Origin of the sequence: Erwinia sp. E_sp_B01_1 (assembly GCF_036865545.1) — a bacterium.
In the GTDB taxonomy this organism is placed as follows: Bacteria; Pseudomonadota; Gammaproteobacteria; order Enterobacterales; family Enterobacteriaceae; genus Erwinia.
In genome coordinates this window covers 1340134-1357648 of record NZ_CP142208.1, presented here as the reverse complement: position 1 = coordinate 1357648, position 17515 = coordinate 1340134, and the positions used below count along the sequence as shown (strand labels likewise).

The 17515-nt window shown below is 53.5% G+C and carries 22 protein-coding genes and 1 pseudogene; 13 read left to right on the top strand and 10 right to left on the bottom strand.

What is annotated here, in order from left to right:
- Nucleotides 1-66 precede the first annotated feature (66 nt).
- On the top strand, nt 67-1416 hold the full coding sequence (locus VRC33_RS06655) for an aminotransferase class I/II-fold pyridoxal phosphate-dependent enzyme (RefSeq protein WP_338562089.1): 1350 nt from the start codon (nt 67-69) through the stop codon (nt 1414-1416).
- On the opposite strand, the pseudogene VRC33_RS06650 reads toward VRC33_RS06655, so the two are convergent.
- The 3 genes and pseudogenes from VRC33_RS06650 to pagP all read right to left on the bottom strand — a co-directional run bounded on the left by VRC33_RS06650 (nt 1406) and on the right by pagP (nt 3200).
- A pseudogene (locus VRC33_RS06650) lies at nt 1406-1833 on the bottom strand (GNAT family N-acetyltransferase). The gene VRC33_RS06655 and the pseudogene VRC33_RS06650 overlap by 11 nt on opposite strands.
- 434 nt (nt 1834-2267) lie before the next feature.
- Nucleotides 2268-2477 (bottom strand): transcription antiterminator/RNA stability regulator CspE, encoded by a 210-nt coding sequence (gene cspE / locus VRC33_RS06645; protein ID WP_004156612.1) that lies wholly within the window; start codon nt 2475-2477, stop codon nt 2268-2270.
- 150 nt (nt 2478-2627) lie between these two features.
- Nucleotides 2628-3200 carry a lipid IV(A) palmitoyltransferase PagP gene (gene pagP / locus VRC33_RS06640; protein ID WP_338562084.1) on the bottom strand — a complete coding sequence of 191 codons (573 nt, stop codon included), beginning with the start codon at nt 3198-3200 and terminating at the stop codon, nt 2628-2630.
- 1203 nt (nt 3201-4403) lie between these two features.
- Between pagP and VRC33_RS06635 the strand changes: the two genes are divergently transcribed.
- Nucleotides 4404-4649, top strand: a complete 246-nt coding sequence (locus VRC33_RS06635) for a hypothetical protein (RefSeq protein WP_338562082.1) — start codon at nt 4404-4406, stop codon at nt 4647-4649.
- A 44-nt stretch (nt 4650-4693) separates the two neighbouring features.
- On the opposite strand, the gene VRC33_RS06630 is transcribed toward VRC33_RS06635, so the two are convergent.
- From VRC33_RS06630 to VRC33_RS06620, 3 genes are all read right to left on the bottom strand, one after another.
- On the bottom strand, nt 4694-5116 hold the full coding sequence (locus VRC33_RS06630) for a CesT family type III secretion system chaperone (RefSeq protein WP_338562080.1): 423 nt from the start codon (nt 5114-5116) through the stop codon (nt 4694-4696).
- A 34-nt stretch (nt 5117-5150) separates the two neighbouring features.
- Nucleotides 5151-6065 (bottom strand): hypothetical protein, encoded by a 915-nt coding sequence (locus VRC33_RS06625; RefSeq protein ID WP_338562078.1) that lies wholly within the window; start codon nt 6063-6065, stop codon nt 5151-5153.
- 99 nt (nt 6066-6164) lie between these two features.
- Nucleotides 6165-6869 carry a hypothetical protein gene (locus VRC33_RS06620; protein ID WP_338562076.1) on the bottom strand — a complete coding sequence of 235 codons (705 nt, stop codon included), beginning with the start codon at nt 6867-6869 and terminating at the stop codon, nt 6165-6167.
- 429 nt (nt 6870-7298) lie between these two features.
- Here VRC33_RS06620 and VRC33_RS06615 point away from each other — a divergent pair, with 429 nt between their 5' ends.
- The 11 genes from VRC33_RS06615 to VRC33_RS06565 all read left to right on the top strand — a co-directional run bounded on the left by VRC33_RS06615 (nt 7299) and on the right by VRC33_RS06565 (nt 14536).
- Nucleotides 7299-8219, top strand: coding sequence for a sigma 54-interacting transcriptional regulator (locus tag VRC33_RS06615; RefSeq protein ID WP_338562074.1), 921 nt, complete (start codon nt 7299-7301; stop codon nt 8217-8219).
- A 127-nt stretch (nt 8220-8346) separates the two neighbouring features.
- A complete protein-coding gene (locus tag VRC33_RS06610) occupies nt 8347-8577 on the top strand; it encodes a hypothetical protein (RefSeq protein ID WP_338562072.1) in 231 nt (76 codons plus the stop codon).
- 79 nt (nt 8578-8656) lie between these two features.
- Nucleotides 8657-9028, top strand: a complete 372-nt coding sequence (locus tag VRC33_RS06605) for an EscI/YscI/HrpB family type III secretion system inner rod protein (RefSeq protein WP_338562070.1) — start codon at nt 8657-8659, stop codon at nt 9026-9028.
- Between the two features lie 8 nt (nt 9029-9036).
- Nucleotides 9037-9801: a type III secretion inner membrane ring lipoprotein SctJ gene (gene sctJ, locus VRC33_RS06600; RefSeq protein WP_338562068.1), complete on the top strand. Its 765-nt coding sequence runs from the start codon at nt 9037-9039 to the stop codon at nt 9799-9801.
- A 2-nt stretch (nt 9802-9803) separates the two neighbouring features.
- Entirely contained in the window at nt 9804-10406 is a 603-nt protein-coding gene (locus VRC33_RS06595) for a hypothetical protein (protein WP_338562066.1), read from the top strand.
- Nucleotides 10375-10989, top strand: a complete 615-nt coding sequence (gene sctL, locus VRC33_RS06590) for a type III secretion system stator protein SctL (protein ID WP_338562064.1) — start codon at nt 10375-10377, stop codon at nt 10987-10989. The genes VRC33_RS06595 and sctL overlap by 32 nt, the downstream gene beginning before the upstream one ends.
- 228 nt (nt 10990-11217) lie before the next feature.
- Entirely contained in the window at nt 11218-11445 is a 228-nt protein-coding gene (locus tag VRC33_RS06585) for an HrpF protein (RefSeq protein WP_338562062.1), read from the top strand.
- The gene (locus VRC33_RS06580; protein ID WP_338562060.1) at nt 11432-11827 is read left to right on the top strand and encodes a hypothetical protein; all 396 of its coding nucleotides are present in this window, start codon (nt 11432-11434) and stop codon (nt 11825-11827) included. The genes VRC33_RS06585 and VRC33_RS06580 overlap by 14 nt, the downstream gene beginning before the upstream one ends.
- A 13-nt stretch (nt 11828-11840) precedes the next feature.
- Nucleotides 11841-13955, top strand: coding sequence for a type III secretion system outer membrane ring subunit SctC (gene sctC / locus VRC33_RS06575; RefSeq protein WP_338562058.1), 2115 nt, complete (start codon nt 11841-11843; stop codon nt 13953-13955).
- Nucleotides 13956-13964: 9 nt separating this feature from the next.
- Entirely contained in the window at nt 13965-14216 is a 252-nt protein-coding gene (gene hrpT / locus VRC33_RS06570) for an HrpT family type III secretion system protein (RefSeq protein ID WP_338562056.1), read from the top strand.
- The gene (locus tag VRC33_RS06565; RefSeq protein WP_338562054.1) at nt 14213-14536 is read left to right on the top strand and encodes a hypothetical protein; all 324 of its coding nucleotides are present in this window, start codon (nt 14213-14215) and stop codon (nt 14534-14536) included. The genes hrpT and VRC33_RS06565 overlap by 4 nt, the downstream gene beginning before the upstream one ends.
- A 169-nt stretch (nt 14537-14705) precedes the next feature.
- On the opposite strand, the gene sctU is transcribed toward VRC33_RS06565, so the two are convergent.
- From sctU to sctR, 4 genes are read right to left on the bottom strand one after another with little or no spacing between them, the layout of a single operon-like run.
- Nucleotides 14706-15791, bottom strand: coding sequence for a type III secretion system export apparatus subunit SctU (gene sctU, locus VRC33_RS06560; RefSeq protein ID WP_338576941.1), 1086 nt, complete (start codon nt 15789-15791; stop codon nt 14706-14708).
- 3 nt (nt 15792-15794) lie between these two features.
- On the bottom strand, nt 15795-16592 hold the full coding sequence (sctT, locus tag VRC33_RS06555) for a type III secretion system export apparatus subunit SctT (protein ID WP_338576937.1): 798 nt from the start codon (nt 16590-16592) through the stop codon (nt 15795-15797).
- Nucleotide 16593: 1 nt separating this feature from the next.
- A complete protein-coding gene (sctS, locus tag VRC33_RS06550; protein ID WP_338562052.1) occupies nt 16594-16854 on the bottom strand; it encodes a type III secretion system export apparatus subunit SctS in 261 nt (86 codons plus the stop codon).
- Nucleotides 16855-16861: 7 nt separating this feature from the next.
- Nucleotides 16862-17515 carry a type III secretion system export apparatus subunit SctR gene (sctR, locus tag VRC33_RS06545; protein ID WP_338562050.1) on the bottom strand — a complete coding sequence of 218 codons (654 nt, stop codon included), beginning with the start codon at nt 17513-17515 and terminating at the stop codon, nt 16862-16864.

Below are 17515 nucleotides of genomic sequence, written 5' to 3'. Positions count from 1 at the left end.
TTCGATACTAGATCGAGAATAATAGCTGTACAATATTTTCTTTGTTACTGAACAAACGGATTTCTTATGACCTCAACTCTGGATGTGAACTGGTTCGCAGAACGCCTGACGGATGCTTCCGTGAAAGGCATTGCGGGGATAACGGCCAGTTTGATCCGCGAAGGTCAGATTCCCATCGGTACGCAGCTGCCATCGGTGCGTGAACTCGCTGAGATGTTAAAGGTCAGCCCGGCAACGGTGTCGGCGGCATGGGGTCAGTTAAAAAAACAAAAAGTGATCGCCGGAAAAGGCCGCAGTGGCGTCTGGGTTTGTGGCGATAACGTCACGCCAAGACCGGTGCGTTTTGAGAAGATAGGCAACTATGGCGACAATATTCGCGCCGATCTCGCTATGGCCTCACCCGATCCGGCGCTGTTGCCGGACCTGCAACAGGCGATGCTGGAAGGAATAAAGTGTCCGCAGTTAAACAGCTATCAGCGCGATCCTATCGCCCTGCCGCTGTTGGAAGCCGTGAGGCCGGACTGGCCTTATCCTGCCGACGCCTGGCTGGCCACGGAAGGCGGCTTTGATGCCATGAACTGCATTGTGCAGACGCTGTTCTCAGCGGGTGAGAAAGTTATTATCGAAGATCCAACCGCCACCCGCCTGCTGGATATGCTGGATAACATTGGCGCAGAGATAATGCCGCTGGCCTGTGACGAGCACGGGCCACTGCCGGGCGCGCTGGCGATGTTGCTTAACAAAGGCGCCACGGCCTTTATCTACCAGCCCAGAACGCATTCCGCCACCGGCCACACGGTCAGTGAAGCCAGAAGTGAAGAACTGGCAAAAGTGCTGGCAGGAACCCGGACGTTAATCGTTGAGGATGATGGGATTGGAGAGCTGTCTGCCTTTCCTGTCTGGAGTCTGGGACGGTATTTCCCGGAGCGGACATTACATGTGCGATCCTACTCCAAGGCATATGGCCCCGATCTGAGGCTGGCCGTGCTCTCCGGTCCTCCGGCGCACATCAGACGCATCCAGTCATGGCGTAACTTTGGGGCAGGCTGGACCAGCCGTATATTGCAGCAGGCTGTCGCCTGGATGCTGAATGACCCTGCCACGCAGCAACAGGTCAGTCGGGCAAAAAAAGTTTACGCCCAGCGTCGCCGGGGGTTACTGGAGGCATTAAATAAAAGGGGACTGGCGCTGCCCGATCGTGACGGCCTGAGTATTTTTATTCCGGTAGCGTCCGAGCAGTTTGCGATGATCACACTGGCTGCCAGAGGCATTGCAGTACTGCCGGGTGAGCGATGCCGCAGCGGAGGCGTGCAGTTTATCCGCGTCAGCATCGCGTTGATTCAACCCGGACAGATTGAGAGCATTGCCGATGCCCTGATACTGGCCAGCGGCCTGAGCCCCGATACTACCCGTTGAGTCCTTTGATCAGATAGCGGGGAGATTCGCTATACCCCTCACGAAGGTAGAACTGGTTGGCTTTGATGCGGTTATCATGGCAATGCACTTCCATGCGATCGCAGCCACGCTGCTGCGCCAGCATTTCAGCATGTTGCAACAGGTGTTGTCCCACCCCTTTGCTACGCTCGCCTTCCGCTATGCAGAAGTAACTGATGCGGGCAAAATCTCCTGCCAGCGCGAGCTGGGGATAAAATGCAGTGAAAGGAACCCCAGCACGGTGCTGCCATATTCTGCCACCAGCAATCGCTCCGTGCTGTCCTCAATCAGTTGTGCAAGCCGCGGGCCAATGACCTTCTCCGTATTTTTATACCCTAACTCCATTAACAGTGCGCTCAGCGCAAAGCTGTCTTTCTCTTCCGCCAGACGGATTTTCATGGTGTTTCCTCCAGGTTAAGGCACGTTGAGCGTGGCCACTCTGCACTGTTTATAACCCGGCTGTCCGGATAAGAAAACAGCAGAAAATGGCAGGATGTAACAATGTAATATCCTCTTCCTTCACCAGCTGGCCTCTGGCAGGGATCCACCGCCTGTGGCGCAGAGGATTAATGTTTCCTTAATAATCTTTCGCCACACTTGCTTATCCAGGTCTGAGAGGTGAGATAAGCTGATGAACATATTCCCCAAATCTTTGAGCGAGATTCTGGCCGTAGCCCTTAGCCTGCTGGCTGTGGCGCTCTGGCTGGAACAATTTTTTCCCGCTGAATCTTCTACTGCACGAGTGTTTTCCTGTCCCGCCTTTTGCGGTTGGGGAAACCTTCAGGCAAAAAAAACCCGCCATTCGGCGGGTTTTTAAAATTCTGTCTGATAACTTAAATGGCGGCAACGTTAGCAGCAGATGGGCCTTTGGCACCGTTGGTGATTTCGAACTCTACGCGCTGACCTTCAGCCAGAGTTTTGAAACCGTTGCTCTGGATGGCAGAGAAGTGTACGAACACATCTTTGCTACCATCTTCAGGAGTAATGAAACCGAATCCTTTGGACTCATTAAACCACTTAACGCTACCTTTGATCTTAGACATCTATATTACCTTTACATGAAAAATGGACACTCAACTGTGTCGCGGGTTAGTACAGCAATTGCAGAGGCTTTTGTCCAGTAGCCAGTTGCGAAAAAGTGATAAATATCGCCTTTTTGGCAGATACATCATAATTGCGGCACTTTCCCGTAGCTAAAACTGCCAGCGGAACCAGGCGAAATAGACGTTGCCATTATTGTAAGTTCCTGGAATATAAGTCATCTGAAAGGTCGCCCTGCTATAACCTATTGAAGCCAGGGGTAACACCGCTGGAATGGGTATATAGTTCCAGTTATCCCGCGCTGTTATCCCGGCGGTGTAGCCCAACCCAAGACGGAAGTTTTTATCTTCCAGCGGTCGCCAGGTCTTTTCCCAGCCATACCCCCCAAAGGGCTCCCATTTATTATAGGAGTCTTTAAAGGCCATCAGATAGAGGCCATTCCAGTTACCCTTCTCATCGTAATGGGAAATACCGCCGCCCGCGCCCCAGGGCCGCTCATTATAGCGATCGGTTTTATCTGAATCGTAAGTCAGCCTGTTATGCCAGGTCACTGCGGGCACATACAAATCGATATTATCGGGAGTGTTCCAGGTTTCACTGACATTGTCACTGAAAGCATTCCATGTATTTGAAAGACCTTTGACAAAAGTCGCTGCCTGAGCCGTCTGAGTAAAATTTAAACCCGCCAGCGTTACTAAAGTCAGGGTAAGTTTGAGTTGTTTCACTTTTTTCCAACCGCTTCCATAGGGTACTGAGAAATCTGCTCCTGCATGGCACAGCACTGATTTTGCTGTTGCCCGCCAGGGTTATGCCATTATAAACAACGCGCTTAAACAGATCTTAACGTAGTTGCTTGTGCTGCTCTTAATAAACAAGCCAGTCAGGCATAAACAGAGGGATCCTGATGAAAATAATAACAATGAAGCACTGTAAAATCACCAGGACTTCTCTTAGGAACACCAGCGATAATGCCGCTATCCCAGCCCGTTCAGGCCCGAAAAGAGTTTAAGGTGTGAATTCAATATTATTTACGCTTATTACTCTCTTAAGGGGTAAAACCCTGTACAAACCAGGGGGATTTATCGCTTCAGCCGCCCCTTAAGCTGTAAAAACCGCATTCCACCCTCCGATCACATTGTTAACGGTTATCATCACATTAATTTATTAGTGAATAATACTTATCATTGATCAGCGGTAATTTGATAAGCTTAAGAGAAATTTTCTTAGGAGGAGGGAGTTTTCAGGTATGAGAATCCGATGCCGGAAATGCGGAGAACACAGGTTTGTTTTTATCATCAACGGTGCAGGGAGTTATCACCACGGCGCCATTTGCATCCGGTGTGGTAACAGGATTTCGGTAAGAGATTTACTGTTCAGGGCCGGGGTTGATGCTGAAAAACACCAGGAGATGCTGCAATGGCGTCCTGAGAGGAGTAAGAGCACAGACTGAACGATGGCGATACAGTCAGGGTGACAGTGAATCGGTTTGCCACTGCCACCCACGTCCCGTCAGAACAGAACTTTAAACACACCCGTCAGCGTCAGCAGTCCTACAATAAAAATAATCGCAATAATCCAGAGAATAATCTTCATTCCATTTTCCTTAGCCACAGTAAAAAAGTCATTATGTTGTACCAGCTTGAGTATAGAAGAAGATTGTTTGCCGTGCCGCGTATGCCCCTGAACCCCATGCTAATCCCCTCAGTACAGCCCATTGAGGCCACAAGAAAATTATCTTTATTTATCAATTAATTGCGCAGTTAAAATGCAATTTAACTTTTGCTGATTTTTTTCGCGACGGCGGTCACGCTCTGCATTTTCTTTACAGAACATTCTTAGAATTTGACCCCGGCAAAGACTAAACTTGATAGGTCAATTGCTATGGACTCACTTGATATGACCTTTTCCAGACGTAACAAGGAGATCTTATGAGCACTATTAACAGCTGCATGGGCCGCTACAGTCTGAAAGCCAACAATGCTGGAGACTATATCCGGGGCTCAATTGCCATTAATGATGAAGGGGGCTCTCAGCTCACCTTTCAGGAGTTCAGCGAGCATTACCTTGACGATGTGGTCAATAATGTCATTTATCCCGTCACCGGCGGTAACCGGGTCATCGCCAACGCGTTCAGAGAGAAGATGATGGAAGCCGGTTTTTATCAGCCTCATTAGCTTTACGGTGAAAATTTCAGGGCCCCGAAGCGGGCCCTTTTTATTTATGCGGTTTCAGTTGTAGAGGGAAGCGCGAGGAAGTGCTGCAGCGTCCCGACCTGCCCGACGAAACGCTCAAACAAAGCGGTTACCTCGTGAGTATCCAACAGGCTGAAAGATTGACGTGCCCATACCACTACCCGTTGTTGTTCAGGCAGCGTTGCCGTCAGGACTGGCGGATGGGCCAGACCAAGAAGATTACACTGCAACAGCGTATTCAGCGTGGCGGCATCGGTAAAATCTTCTGCCCGCATCGGGATCAGGGAACTCAGCGTTAAAAAATCCGCCGGACTTTCTTCAAATTGTATCGTTACGCCATCAGCCATTTCCATAACATAGCTGCTGCTCTCTTCCAGAAGCTGCGGATCGATTCTCATCTGACGCCAGAGTGGGCTCAATATATTTTTCAGACGTGGGGAAACACTCATCTGTGACTCCTTAAACAGCGGCTTGCGGTTTGCCTCAGACACCCCGGTTAATATTATGCAGCAGGGTCCTGAGCTCGCCCCTGGTAGCCGCATCCTGCCTGCGACGGCGTGATTCATATACCGATCGCTTCATCTCAGGCCTTAACTCGACGTCATCCTCCCCGTCCCCTGTCTGGTAATACATATTAATATTGCGGGACGCCTGTAGCTGTTGATAACTTTGCCCACCGTGACGTCGGGCAATATGCTTCAGCGAATGAGCATCCTCTTTAGAAATGGGCATCCCCCGTCTCCGCATCTCATCACGATAGAGCCTGTCCACATCGCTGTGTGATGCCTTATCTCCGTGAATCAACGCCTCACGTATCTGCGGATCCGCAGCCTGGGGGGCATACTCCTTCACAATGCGGTAATGTTTTGACAGGTCATAGTTTCTCTCCATATCGGCACGCCCATACAGAGGCCAGGCATCGGAGTAAATTCGCTGGCCGTTGGCACGACGGTCACCCACCATAACAAAGCCATGATCGGCATCGATAGCATGGCATACCGCAACGGGCTCACTGATCCCTGATGAAGCCAGCATCAGCGCATTCACCGCCGCCATCTCACCGCAGTTACCGGCACGAAAATGGGCCGCTTTCCAGGCCTGATTGTCCACAGAGTAAGGGGTTGACTGCACCGCAACGGTTCTTTTCACCACGTCGCCACGGGTATAAATCACGTCATGCAACTGGTTGGCCGATCCTTTATCCAGCGCTTTCCAGGTATCCTCAATCGCCTTGTTGGCTTTTTTCAGGATCTGTTGCTGACTTTCCGTCACCGTCAGCGCGCAGCCGTGGCGTGTCCCCTTAAGCCCTGGCTTACCGGGCAGCGAGACAGTTTCATGCGCTCGCTGGCTGCGGTGGGATGAATGGGCCGGCCTGGCGCTCAGGTTATGATGCGGCATAGAATCTCCCGTCATAAAAAAAAGAGGGCGATTTACCATCGCCCGCCTGGTCACCCTCCGGTCAGTTCCTTTTCAAAATGATGACCGGAGAAGAGAGCGCTATTTGCTGCTTTCACCACCGCCCTGCGCGCCCGTGGCTCCACTTCCCTGCAGTGCAGAGAGAATGGCACCCAGGCCCAACATCTGTAGCGCACCGCCCAGTTTACCTGCCAGCCCGTTGCTGTCCTGGCTGCTCTCCTCAGACCCCTTGCTGCTCTGCGCAGTTGGAGAAGAAGCGCCGCTGCCACCCGTACCTGACTGGCCGGTACCCTCAGATCCCTCAGAGGATTGCCCCAGCATTTTCTTAATCATTTCCATCAGCTGCGTCAGCATATCACCGCTGTCCGAGGCGTTTTGCGTGCCCTGGCTGCCGCTGCCATTGCCGCTGCTGGCATCGTTACCGGTTTTGCCGCTCTCCTCTCCGCTCTGACCTTTCAGCAATTGCACGATGGCGTTCAGCAATTGGGTAATGTTGTTCATGGCGCTGTTGCTGTCACCACTCCCTACCCCCTGACCGCCTTCGCTACCGCTGCTGGAGTTCGCCAGTTTGGAAACGCCTCCGCCCTGGCTGCCAAACTGCACGCCCTGGTCGGCAACTTTACTCAACGCACTTGCGCCAAAATTCAGCGGGCTGTTGCCGCCTTTTTCTGCGCCGCCGGTATTCGTTTCGGGCTTTTTAGCGGCATCGGTAAACTTGCCGACAACACTCTCCAGCCCGCCAATCGATCCGCCGCCAGCACCGCCACCAATTTTCATACCATTCACAGGCACCTCCAGTCATTGAAATGAGTCGATCTGAGAATCAGCCCTTCAGGATCGCTGTCAGGCTTATCAGGAGATAGGTGGCTGGTTCGGGACGAGAGTTCCATTCCGCAGAAATAAACCAGTTATTTCTGCAATCTAAATTACAAAACCTTAACGATTAGCAATCTAAATAATGCATCTATTTACATCTAATTTTCATCGACATACTGTTTTTTTGTAGGGATTTCCCTACGTTGCAGCACGGAGATCCTCACAACAAGTTCAGAGGAAACTGATAGCCGCCGCCGTGCGCACTGGTAAATAGTAAATGAAATTGAAGGTTAACAGCGGGTCATCTGCGCATCGGGATCGCGCTGTTTCGTCTCTTATTTCGCATCAGGTTGTAACGTGAATTTGTAAAAATTCGTCTGCGGGAAGACAGGAGAAAATATGCTTACGGCAAGTGATAAAACCGACAAGATTGAGCTGCCTACAGGAGACATACATGCCAGGCTGCATCCTATGGTTAATACGCTGGCCCCACTGAAAGTTGACCTTCTGCTGGAAGGAGAAACGGGTACCGGAAAAGACACGCTGACCCGTCGTATCTATCAGCTTTCCGGCGTTAAAGGCCCGCTGGTGCCGGTGAATTGTGCCGCTATTCCCGAAAACCTTGCCGAAAGCGAGCTGTTTGGGGTAATGGCCGGAGCGTATACCGGGGCCAGCCATGCCCGGGCTGGCTATATAGAAGCCTCTGATAAAGGGATCCTGTTTCTGGATGAAATTGACAGTATGCCGTTGATCCTTCAGGCCAAATTATTGCGCGTGCTGGAAACCCGAGCCATTCACCGCCTGGGCTCCACGCAGCCTGTGCAGCTGGATCTGCGTGTGATTGCCGCATCGCAAACGCCGCTGGTTGACCTGGTGGAACAGGGACGCTTCCGCAGGGATCTCTATTTTCGTCTCTCCACCATCAAAATTGAAACGCCCACGGTGCGCGATCATGCCGAGCTGATTATTCCGCTGTTCCGGCGGTTTACTCAGGAAGCGGCAATGCGCCTGCAACAGGCAGTGCCTGCCCGCTCGCTGGCGCTGGATGAAGCGCTGCTGCTGCATAGCTGGCCGGGGAATATCCGTGAACTTAAAGCCGCTGCAGAACGTCATGTCCTCCAACTGCCACCGCTGTGCAACATCACTTCAGGTGAGGGCGAAGCGACGCTGTTAAAAGAGAGATTACGCCGTATTGAGCGCAGCCTGATTAAAGATTGTCTGCATCGTCACGGCCATAAAATTGATGATGTGGTACATGAGTTGGGTATTCCACGACGCACGCTTTATCACCGCATAAAATTACTGAATATTGTGGCCTGAAGCAGGCAACGTCCTTTTTACGCTGCGTTCCTAAAAAAAATAAATAATTTTGGAACCCTTTGAATTCACCACCCACTTAACTTATGAATACGCTGATATTCATTAACCTATTAATCAGGAGCGACATATGTCTGCAATCTCAAGTGGTATTTCAAACACGGCCGCAGCAGCAACGAAAATGGAAAGTGCAACTGATGGCGCAAGCTTTATGTCTCAAATGCAGGATGTTCAGGGCCAGATGCAACAGGATATGGTTGATAAAGCCAAGCTGGATGCTCAGAACAACAAAATGAACGGTATTGCAGACAGCGCCAGCAAAGCGGGTTCTGCAGCAGCTCAGGTGAAAATTCAGTACTAGTTTCGCCTTCCTTGCGGGCTTATGCCCCGGCCCGCGAGGATTATCTCACCACGTTTCTCTTCCGTACGAGCAAATCGCCATGAAAATAGCCTCCTCACAATCCGGGTTAACCCAGCCCGATCTGGCCGATCAAACGTCGATAGCGCAACCTGCTCAAAACGACATTGATTTCTTTTCCGCGCAACTGAAAGAAGAACCGAAAGTCGAAAAAGTTTCTGCACCTGCTCAAACAACTAATTTCCTTTCCGGCCTCGCCAGCACGCTGAATAATAATGAACGGGAAAGAAAAGAGACCTATCAGGATTTACAAAAAGCCTCACGATCTTCGAATTTATTAGAATTCAGCCAGGCTAATGCTGCGCTCTCAAATTATTACATCGAAAATTTAATGAATGCCAAAATTGTCGCCAAAGGCGTACAGAGCATCGATAAATTGACTAACTTACAGTAGCCCACATCATGAAAACGCTTGTGAATATGTTGGCGACGCTGTCGCTGGTGCTGGTGCTGACCGGCTGCGGTGATAAAACCGTGCTGTTCAGTGGTCTGGCTGAAAATGATGCCAATGACATTATCGCAGAGCTGAACCAGCATCAGATCCCGGCGGATAAGCTGATCGAAAAAGCCGGGATTTCGGTGTCAGTGGAGGCAAAAAACATTGAACGAAGCGTGAACATTCTGGACTCGGCAGGATTGCCCCGTAAAGCCCGGACCAACCTTGGCGAAGTTTTCCAGAAAAGTGGGGTGATCTCCAGCCCAATGGAGGAGCGTGCCCGCTATATCTATGCCCTGTCACAGGAAGTGGAATCCACCCTGGCACAGATTGATGGCGTAGTGGTGGCTCGCGTCCATGTGGTTCTGCCTGAAAGGCTTGCTCCCGGTGAACCTGTTCAACCGGCTTCGGCTTCGGTTTTTATCAAATACCACAGCAATCTCGATCCGGACAGCATTGAACCCCGGATCCGCCGGTTGGTGGCCACCAGCATCCCCGGTCTGGCGGGAAAAACGGATAAAGATTTAGCTATCGTTTTTGTGCCTGCGCAAACCTATGAAGATCGCATTGAAGTGGTGCAGATGGGGCCTTTCCAGCTCTCTCCGGATCAATATTCCACCGTGAAATGGGTCTTCTCTCTGTTTGCTGGCCTGCTGTTAATTGCTTTTGTGGTGCTCCTGCTTAAACCCGGCAAAAAGAATAAAGGCGCCGCCGCAGCGGCAGGCAAATAGCCGTGTGGGATGCAGAGCAGGCCGGGCGCTGGCTGAACTGGTGGCATCAGGGATACTGGCAACAGGCGGATCAAAGTTGGCGGGATAACGGTTTTTATGCCCTGCCTCAGGAACAGCAGCAGGCGCTGGCCTGGCAGCATCCGCTGGCCGTCGCGGCCAGTTTTGATATCGCCCCGAGCCTGCCGCCAGAGCCTGATCCACAGCTGCTTAAGCTGGTCGATCTGGATAACGAGGCCTGGCCGATGCTGCTGGCACTGCTGGCTGGCATCTGTGCGCCACAATCAAATCCTCCAGAGCTTACGCCTGCAAACCGAATCTGGTGTCGCCGCCTCGCAAAAGCGCTACGCTGCGAAAACTGGTTGCCCGCTGCCTGTTTTCAGCCTTACACCACCGGCGGCCTGATCCTGCTGCGCACTCTCCATCCGGAGAGCTGGCCACGTCTGCGGCTGTTGTTCCCCCGCGAATGGATCCTGCAGGCCGATAACCATCCTCCGCTGAATTTGCCAGCCCCGCGACTGGCCTCACTGTGGGATGCCGCCCTCTGGCAAAGCCAGCAATCTGAGAGAGTGTCACATGTGGATCACCAGGAAAATAGCGCTGTTTGACCCGCAGCTTTCTACAGGCCCGATCCTTAGCCGGGAAGACCTGGCCGGGCATCAGCAGGCGCTGACCCTGCTCCAGCAGGCTGAACAGCAGGCTCAGGCCCGGCTCGATGCCGCCAGTGAACAGGCAGAAAATCTGCTGGAAGCGGCGCGCGAGCGCAGCGTAGCCGAGTCGCAGGCACAGCAGGCGGAGCAGCAGCAGGATTTTCTGGTGCGAACCGGTGCTCTGTTCAGTGACTGGCAGGCGCAGCAGCAGTCGTGGCAGGCAGCTCTGTTGCCTCAGGCTGAAGCCTTGCTGGCTCAGGCGATGAATCAACTGCTGGCCGAACTTCCTCCCCCGGCCCGCCTCCAGTCAATGCTGCATCAGCTGGTCAAAGCCCAGGGCCGCCAGGCCAGTGCCACCCTGCTCTGCCCGCCAGCGCATCAACAGGATGTGGAAAGCTGGCTGAAGCAGAACCCTCACCTGAGCTGGGAGGTACAATGCGATACCAGCCTGGCTGACGACAGCCTGATCCTGACCACCGAAAAGGGCGAACTGCACCTTAGCTGGGAACGGGTTTGTCAGGCTTTGGTTCCCCGGGTCTGATTCCGCCCTCAGCGCTGTCTGGGAGAACCCGTACGTATTCAGGTTTTGTCAGGCCTCAATCTTCCAAAGCTGATTCCACCTTCAGCGCTGTCAGACCGAACCTGTTTGCAGCTTTTGTCAGGCAGCAGCGGCGTGCTCATTTACTGTGGAAAATTTTTCCTCCTCTCCCTGGAACCGGTCCGGTTTTGCAGCCACATAATCTTCAGACCCCCACAGGAGACCGACACGATGAGCTACGACGACTCTATCCAGCGTCGCTTAACCAGCCAGGTGGTTCATGCGCAGAAGGACATGTATCAGTTTGCGCAGAACAGCCAGGATCAGCCTTTCAACGTAAGCGATATGTACGCCTTCCAGAATGAGATGCTCGACGTTTCGAATGCCAACTGGGCCAGTTCGCAGTATACCCAGTACAAGCACGGCATTCGCAAGGCGATCATTGATGCCATCAACTGATGTTGCAGCGCTGATAGATGATTGCCTTGACCAGTCCACCGGAGAACTGGCGTTGTGGATTGACGGCATGCCCGTCAGGCTGCAGCGCCGCCCTGGCGGCTGGTATTTCCTTGCTGAACTGACCTTACCGTTGCCGGTTGATGCGGGCGTTTTACAAAGCGCACTCAGGATCACCCGCCCCGCTCTGGCCCATTTTAATGAAGAAGCCGCCGCGCTCTGTTTTCATCCGCAGAACGAGACGCTGTGCCTTATCGCCCGTCTGAAAAACGACCGGACTGAAGCTGCCGTCTCGCTGCTGGAAAGCCTTTGCAACCAGTGTGAAATCTGGCAGGAAACCCTGCTGAGCCTGTTAACGCGGCAACGCGTTACGCTGTCCGTATAACAAGGAGAGAAGCGTGTCCAGACCGCTGACTAATTTCCCGTTTCGTCCTCTGCTTCTTGCGCTGGCGATCGGATTATCTGTTTCACACAGCTATGCCAGTACCCCTGATGAGTGGAAGGATGGCGCCTATGCCTACTCCGCTGATAACACGCCGCTGAGCGTGATCCTGCAGGACTTTGCCAGTAGTCATGGCGTGGATGCCAACGTCGCCGGCCTGCCCGATACCTTTGTCACTGCCCGCCTGCGTTCGGACAATGCTGAAGCATTCCTCAACCGGCTGGCACTGGAGTACCGTTTCCAGTGGTTTGTTTATAACAACACTATTTATGTCAGCCCGCAGTCTGAGCAGACCTCCCGCCGACTGAAAATCAGCCCTGACGCCGCACCCGATCTTAAACAGGCGCTACAGGGTGTCGGGCTGCTGGAATCGCGGTTCGGCTGGGGTGAGCTGCCGGATGAGGGGGTGGTGCTGGTTACCGGGCCACCGAAGTATGTCGATCTGATTGCCGATTTCAGCAAAAAGTCTGAACCGGAAACCAGTGAGGATAAGCAAATGATGGCGTTCCCTCTGAAATATGCTGACGTGGCCGACCGCACCATTAAATACCGCGATCAGACTCTGGTCGTACCCGGCGTGGCCACCATGCTTAATGAGTTACTGGGGCAAAATGCCAACGGCTCAGCTAACGGCACCACCACCTCGCAAAATGGCCGGGGTGGCAATGACAGCCCCTATCAGGCCATGCAGGGGGAAAGCCGCAGCATTATGGAACAGATGATTGGCCGGAACACCCGCCTGGGCCGCAGCAATGCGCAGGATCAAAGCCAGGGCAAGGCGTTACAGGGCAAAGTCTCGGCGGATGTCCGCAACAATACCCTGCTGGTTCGCGATAATAAAAAGCTCAAGAGTGAGTACGCCGATCTGGTGAAGATGATCGACGTGCCGCAAAAGCTGGTAGAAATTGATGCGGTTATTGTGGATATCGATCGCAGCGAACTGGCCCGTCTCTCCTCTAACTGGTCAGGTCAGTTTGGCAACGTCACGGCGGGCGCGTCGATGCTTAACGGGGCCAGCACGCTGTTTGTGACTGATTTCAGCCGCTTCTTTGCCGATATTCAGGCGCTGGAGGGCGAAGGTACAGCCTCTATTATCGCCAACCCTTCGGTGCTGACGTTGGAAAACCAGCCGGCAGTGATCGATTTCAGCAATACCGCCTTTATCACCGCCATCGGTGAGCGGGTTGCGGACATTCGCGAAGTTACGGCCGGAACCAGTCTGCGCGTTACCCCCCGGTCGATTGGCGATAATCCGGGTAAGTCTGCCGTCCAGCTGGTGGTGGATGTGGAAGATGGCAAACTCAATAAAAATGAGGATGGCAGCGCTGAAGGCACTGAAAACGGCGTAATCAGCACCCAGGCGCTGGTGCAGGAAAAACGCTCGCTGGTGATGGGCGGTTTTCACACCAAGCAAAGCGGTGATGATGAAGAACGGGTACCGATCCTCGGGAAAATTCCGTTTATTGGCAAGCTGTTCACCTCCAACAATCGCACCACTTCGCAACGCGAACGGCTGTTTATTATTACCCCGCATCTGATTGGTGACCAGGTTGATCCTTCGCGTTATGTGGATGCGGAAAACCGCGATCAGATTAATGAATCCCTGCGTAATATCACCCGTCGGCATCAGTTTGGTGATATGAAACGCACCATTGAAAGCGCGATGCAGGATCTGGCGGAAAGCCGCCTGCCTGGCGGCCTTAAGGCGAACCAGACCGGTCTTTCGCTAAGTTCGCTGTGCAATATTCCGCTGACCTTCCGTACCAGCGCAAGGCATCAGTGGTATGGCAACAGTTCCATGCAGATTGCCGTTGGGGTGGTGACCAATACCAGCAGCAGCGAGGCAAGATTCGACGAGTCTGTCTGCCGCAGTGACCGGACGCTGGCGGTCTCGGCCTGGCCAAAAACCCGCCTGAAGCCGGGGGAATCCACGGAAGTTTATGTGGCCTATGATACTCAGGTTCCGGCCCGTCCGTCCCGCGTCTCACTGCTTAAAACGCAGGATGGTTATGTTCCTGCGGCACCTGTGGCGGCCACAACCGGTTCGTCCGGTCGTCTGCTGTCACGCTGAGGAAAAGAGATGAAAATGAACAGTCCGCTCTCGATGCCACGTTTGAAAAAGCCTGTGATGATGAAGATGAAAAAACTGCAAAAGCCTGTCCTGGTGCTGGGTCTGGCTCTGGTATTGACCGCCTGTGCCAAACCAAAATTTGTCGGCTGCAATGATGTCTCCTGCCGGCCCGTGTCGGGTGACCATTCGATGACCATCTGGTGGCAACCCGATATGCGCAACGGGCCGTTTGATTACACCCAGGCGTCCGTTAACGAATGAGAACAGTACAGACGATGGCGGCCTTTCTGGCCGCCTGGCAACACCATGAAGCCTGCTGCTGGGCCCCGCATCCCGGCAGCGAGCTGGACTTTATTCCTCTCCCCACCCCGACATTAACCCTGAAAATTCTGCCCGGTTCGTTAAGGGACTCGCTGCTAAAGCAGATCCTGAGCTGGCGATTCCAGCATCCCGATCGTTACGAAGGCTGCTACATCAGCCTTGAAGCTGACGGTGCCTTAAATATCCTGTGCCAACCCGCCCCGGAACGCTCCCCGCACGATGTCATCAACACTCTCTTCTCGCTGGCGGATTTGCAGTAATTCCCCGTACTCAATCTTTGTTCTCCGCTTCACAGGAGATATGCTCCCCCTGTAAAAAAGTCAAAACGACGCAGATGAACCGACACCAAACACCCCCCCAGGCCGCCATCATGACCCTAAGAATTCAGATGAACTGACACCTCAAAAACTGACTGCCGCCATCATGGCCCTACTCCTCGATCTCCAGCACTTCATTGATATGCTGATCCTCAATCTCCTTAAGCAGGCGATAAACCTGGGCGACCGCTTTCAGCGTTTCGCGGGGAATATATTCGCCCTCTTCCACGGTTCTGAACAGCGTGCGGGTCAGCCAGACAAAGCGAATCACCGGCACCTGGAGGTTTTTAGCTTCTTCAATGATTTCCTGAGCTTCATAGCCCTGCGCTTTATAAAGCAGGCGCGGCAGTGGGGTTTCACCGGGACGATAATAGAGACCCACAGCAAAGTGCGTAGGGTTCACCAGCACCATATCGGCCTCTTCCACGGCCACTTCCCGCCTGGGCTTAGGTGCTTCATTGAGGATTTGATGTGACAGAGACTTGCGGTGTCCTTTCATATGGGGATCGCCTTCACTCTGCTTGAATTCATTGCGGATATCTTCATGGCTCATTCGCTGCTGCTTGAGGAAGAAATACTTCTGCAGCCCGAAATCCAGCGCGCTCATCAACAGCAACAGCGCCAGCGTCTCGCGGACTATTTTTTTAAACAGCGCCAGTACGGAAAGCCAGAAACCGTTGAGATCGTCGCCGTAAGCCAGCTGCGCCAGCGGCCCCAGATCGGGTTTTATCGCCAGATAAAAAACGATGCCGATAGCCGTGGCTTTCAACACGCTGGTCAACAGCGTGGTGAGCTGCTTCGCCGAAAACATGTTTTTGAGATGGCCTACCGGGTTGATCGCATCAAACTTGGGTTGCAGCGCCTCGGTGGCAAACAGCGGGCCGAACTGGATCCAGCCCCCCAGCACGCGCAGCAGGAAGATCAGCGCGCAGACAATGCCGCAGAAATAGAGCACCACCATCAGCCCGTCCAGCGCCACTTCCTGCATTGCGTGACCAAAAGGATCGCTGAGCCGGGCCAGTGGCAGCATGATCATCGCCTCCAGCCGCTGCATACCGCTGCCGACCAGGGCAAAAATAGTCTCCATCACCCCGATACAGATCAGCAGTTTGGGAATATCGGGCGTCTGCCCGACCTGGCCTTTTTTTCGCGACTCTTTGAGTTTTTGCGGGGTTGCGTCTTCGGTTTTTTCTGCCATGCCTTACCCTTTCGCAAACATATCCGACAGATGAGGGATCAGATCTTTCAACTCGAACAGCCGTTCGCCGCCGACATAATTCAGAATGGGCAGATACAACACAAAGAACAGCATTCCCAGCAGACATTTGGCCGGCATCGCCAGCACCGTGGCCTGAAGCTGCGGACTGTAGATGCTCAAAATCCCCACGCTGAAATCCACCAGCAGCAACAAGGCCACCAGCGGCCCGGCGTAGAGCACCATATGGGTGAACACGCTGCCCAGCAGGTCGAGATAAACTTTAAAACCTGCCTCGCCGGGAAACGGCAACCACTGCATGGCTGGCCAGAGGCGGTAACTGTCCCAGATGATCTGCGTCAGCGTTGAAAGCCCAAGCCCCACCACCAGCAGCAAAATGATCGACTGCTGCATCAGAAAGCCCAGCGGTGTGGCATCCGGGCCGAGCTGCGGATTAAGCTGCCCCCCCATCAGCGCGCCACGCTGGTTATCGAACAGGGCGCCCACGGACTCAAACAGCCAGAACGGCATCGCCATCAGCAGGCCGATAAGGATGCCAATGATCACCTCTTTCACCGCCAGCGCGGCCAGCAGGAAAAGTGAAGGGTCGTCAATGGCGATCTGCTGCTGGATCATCGGGGCAGGAAACAGCGCCAGCGCCAGCACAATAGCGGAGCGCAGCCCGCCCTTGATGGCGTTGAAAGAAAATACCGGGGAGAGCAGCAGGCACGGGAAGATCCGCGCCATCGACAGCGTCACAGCCAGAATAAAATGGTAGCCATCGAACAGGACGTTATTCCACATATCAGTACTTTACGTTGGGCATCATGGCAAAGGCGCTTTGCGCCAGCTCCATCAGCTCAACGCCAATCCAGCGCCCGGTAAGGGCCAGTGCCACGCCTACCGCCACCAGTTTGATGGCAAAGGGCAGCGTCTGATCCTGCAGCTGCATGACCGCCTGCAACAGGGAGACGATCACCCCGACAATCACCGCCACAATCAGCGGCGGTGCAGAGAGGATCACCACCAGCAACATTGCCTGACGAAACAGCGTCAAAATATCCATCGGCCCCTCACAGGTAGCTGTAGAAAAGGCCGTCAAGCAGCCGCGTCCAGCCGCTCACCAGCACAAACAGCAGGATTTTCAGCGGCAGCGAGATGGTCATCGGTGACACCATCTGCATCCCCAGCGCCAGGAGCACGTTAGAGACAATCAAATCCACCACGATAAAGGGAATAAAAATCAGGAAACCGATCTTGAAGCCGTTCTGCAATTCCGAAAGTACAAAGGAGGGGATCAGCAGCAGCGGGCTGTCGTGCTGCACCGAGTCAGACATCTCTTTCGGCCACATGCGCTGCGCATTCTCCTGCAGGTGGGTCAGAATGTCCGGATCGGTATTTTTCACCATAAACCGCTTTAAAGGCTCCAGGCCGTTAGAGACGGTGTACTCCAGCCGTTCGGCTGACTGCGTATCCACCGGCATCGTTTTTACCCTCTGGCTCATCTCGTTGAATACAGGGGCCATCACAAACAGCGAGGCGGCCAGCGCGATACCGTAAATCGCCATATTGGGCGGCACCTGCTGCACGCCCATAGCGTTGCGGGTCAGCATCAGCACCATTGAGATTTTCAGAAAACAGGTACAGACAATCATCAGGACAGGGACCAGTGACAGCGCCCCCAGAAACAGGGCCAGCGTCATCGGATTTAGCGACAGGTTGTCCAT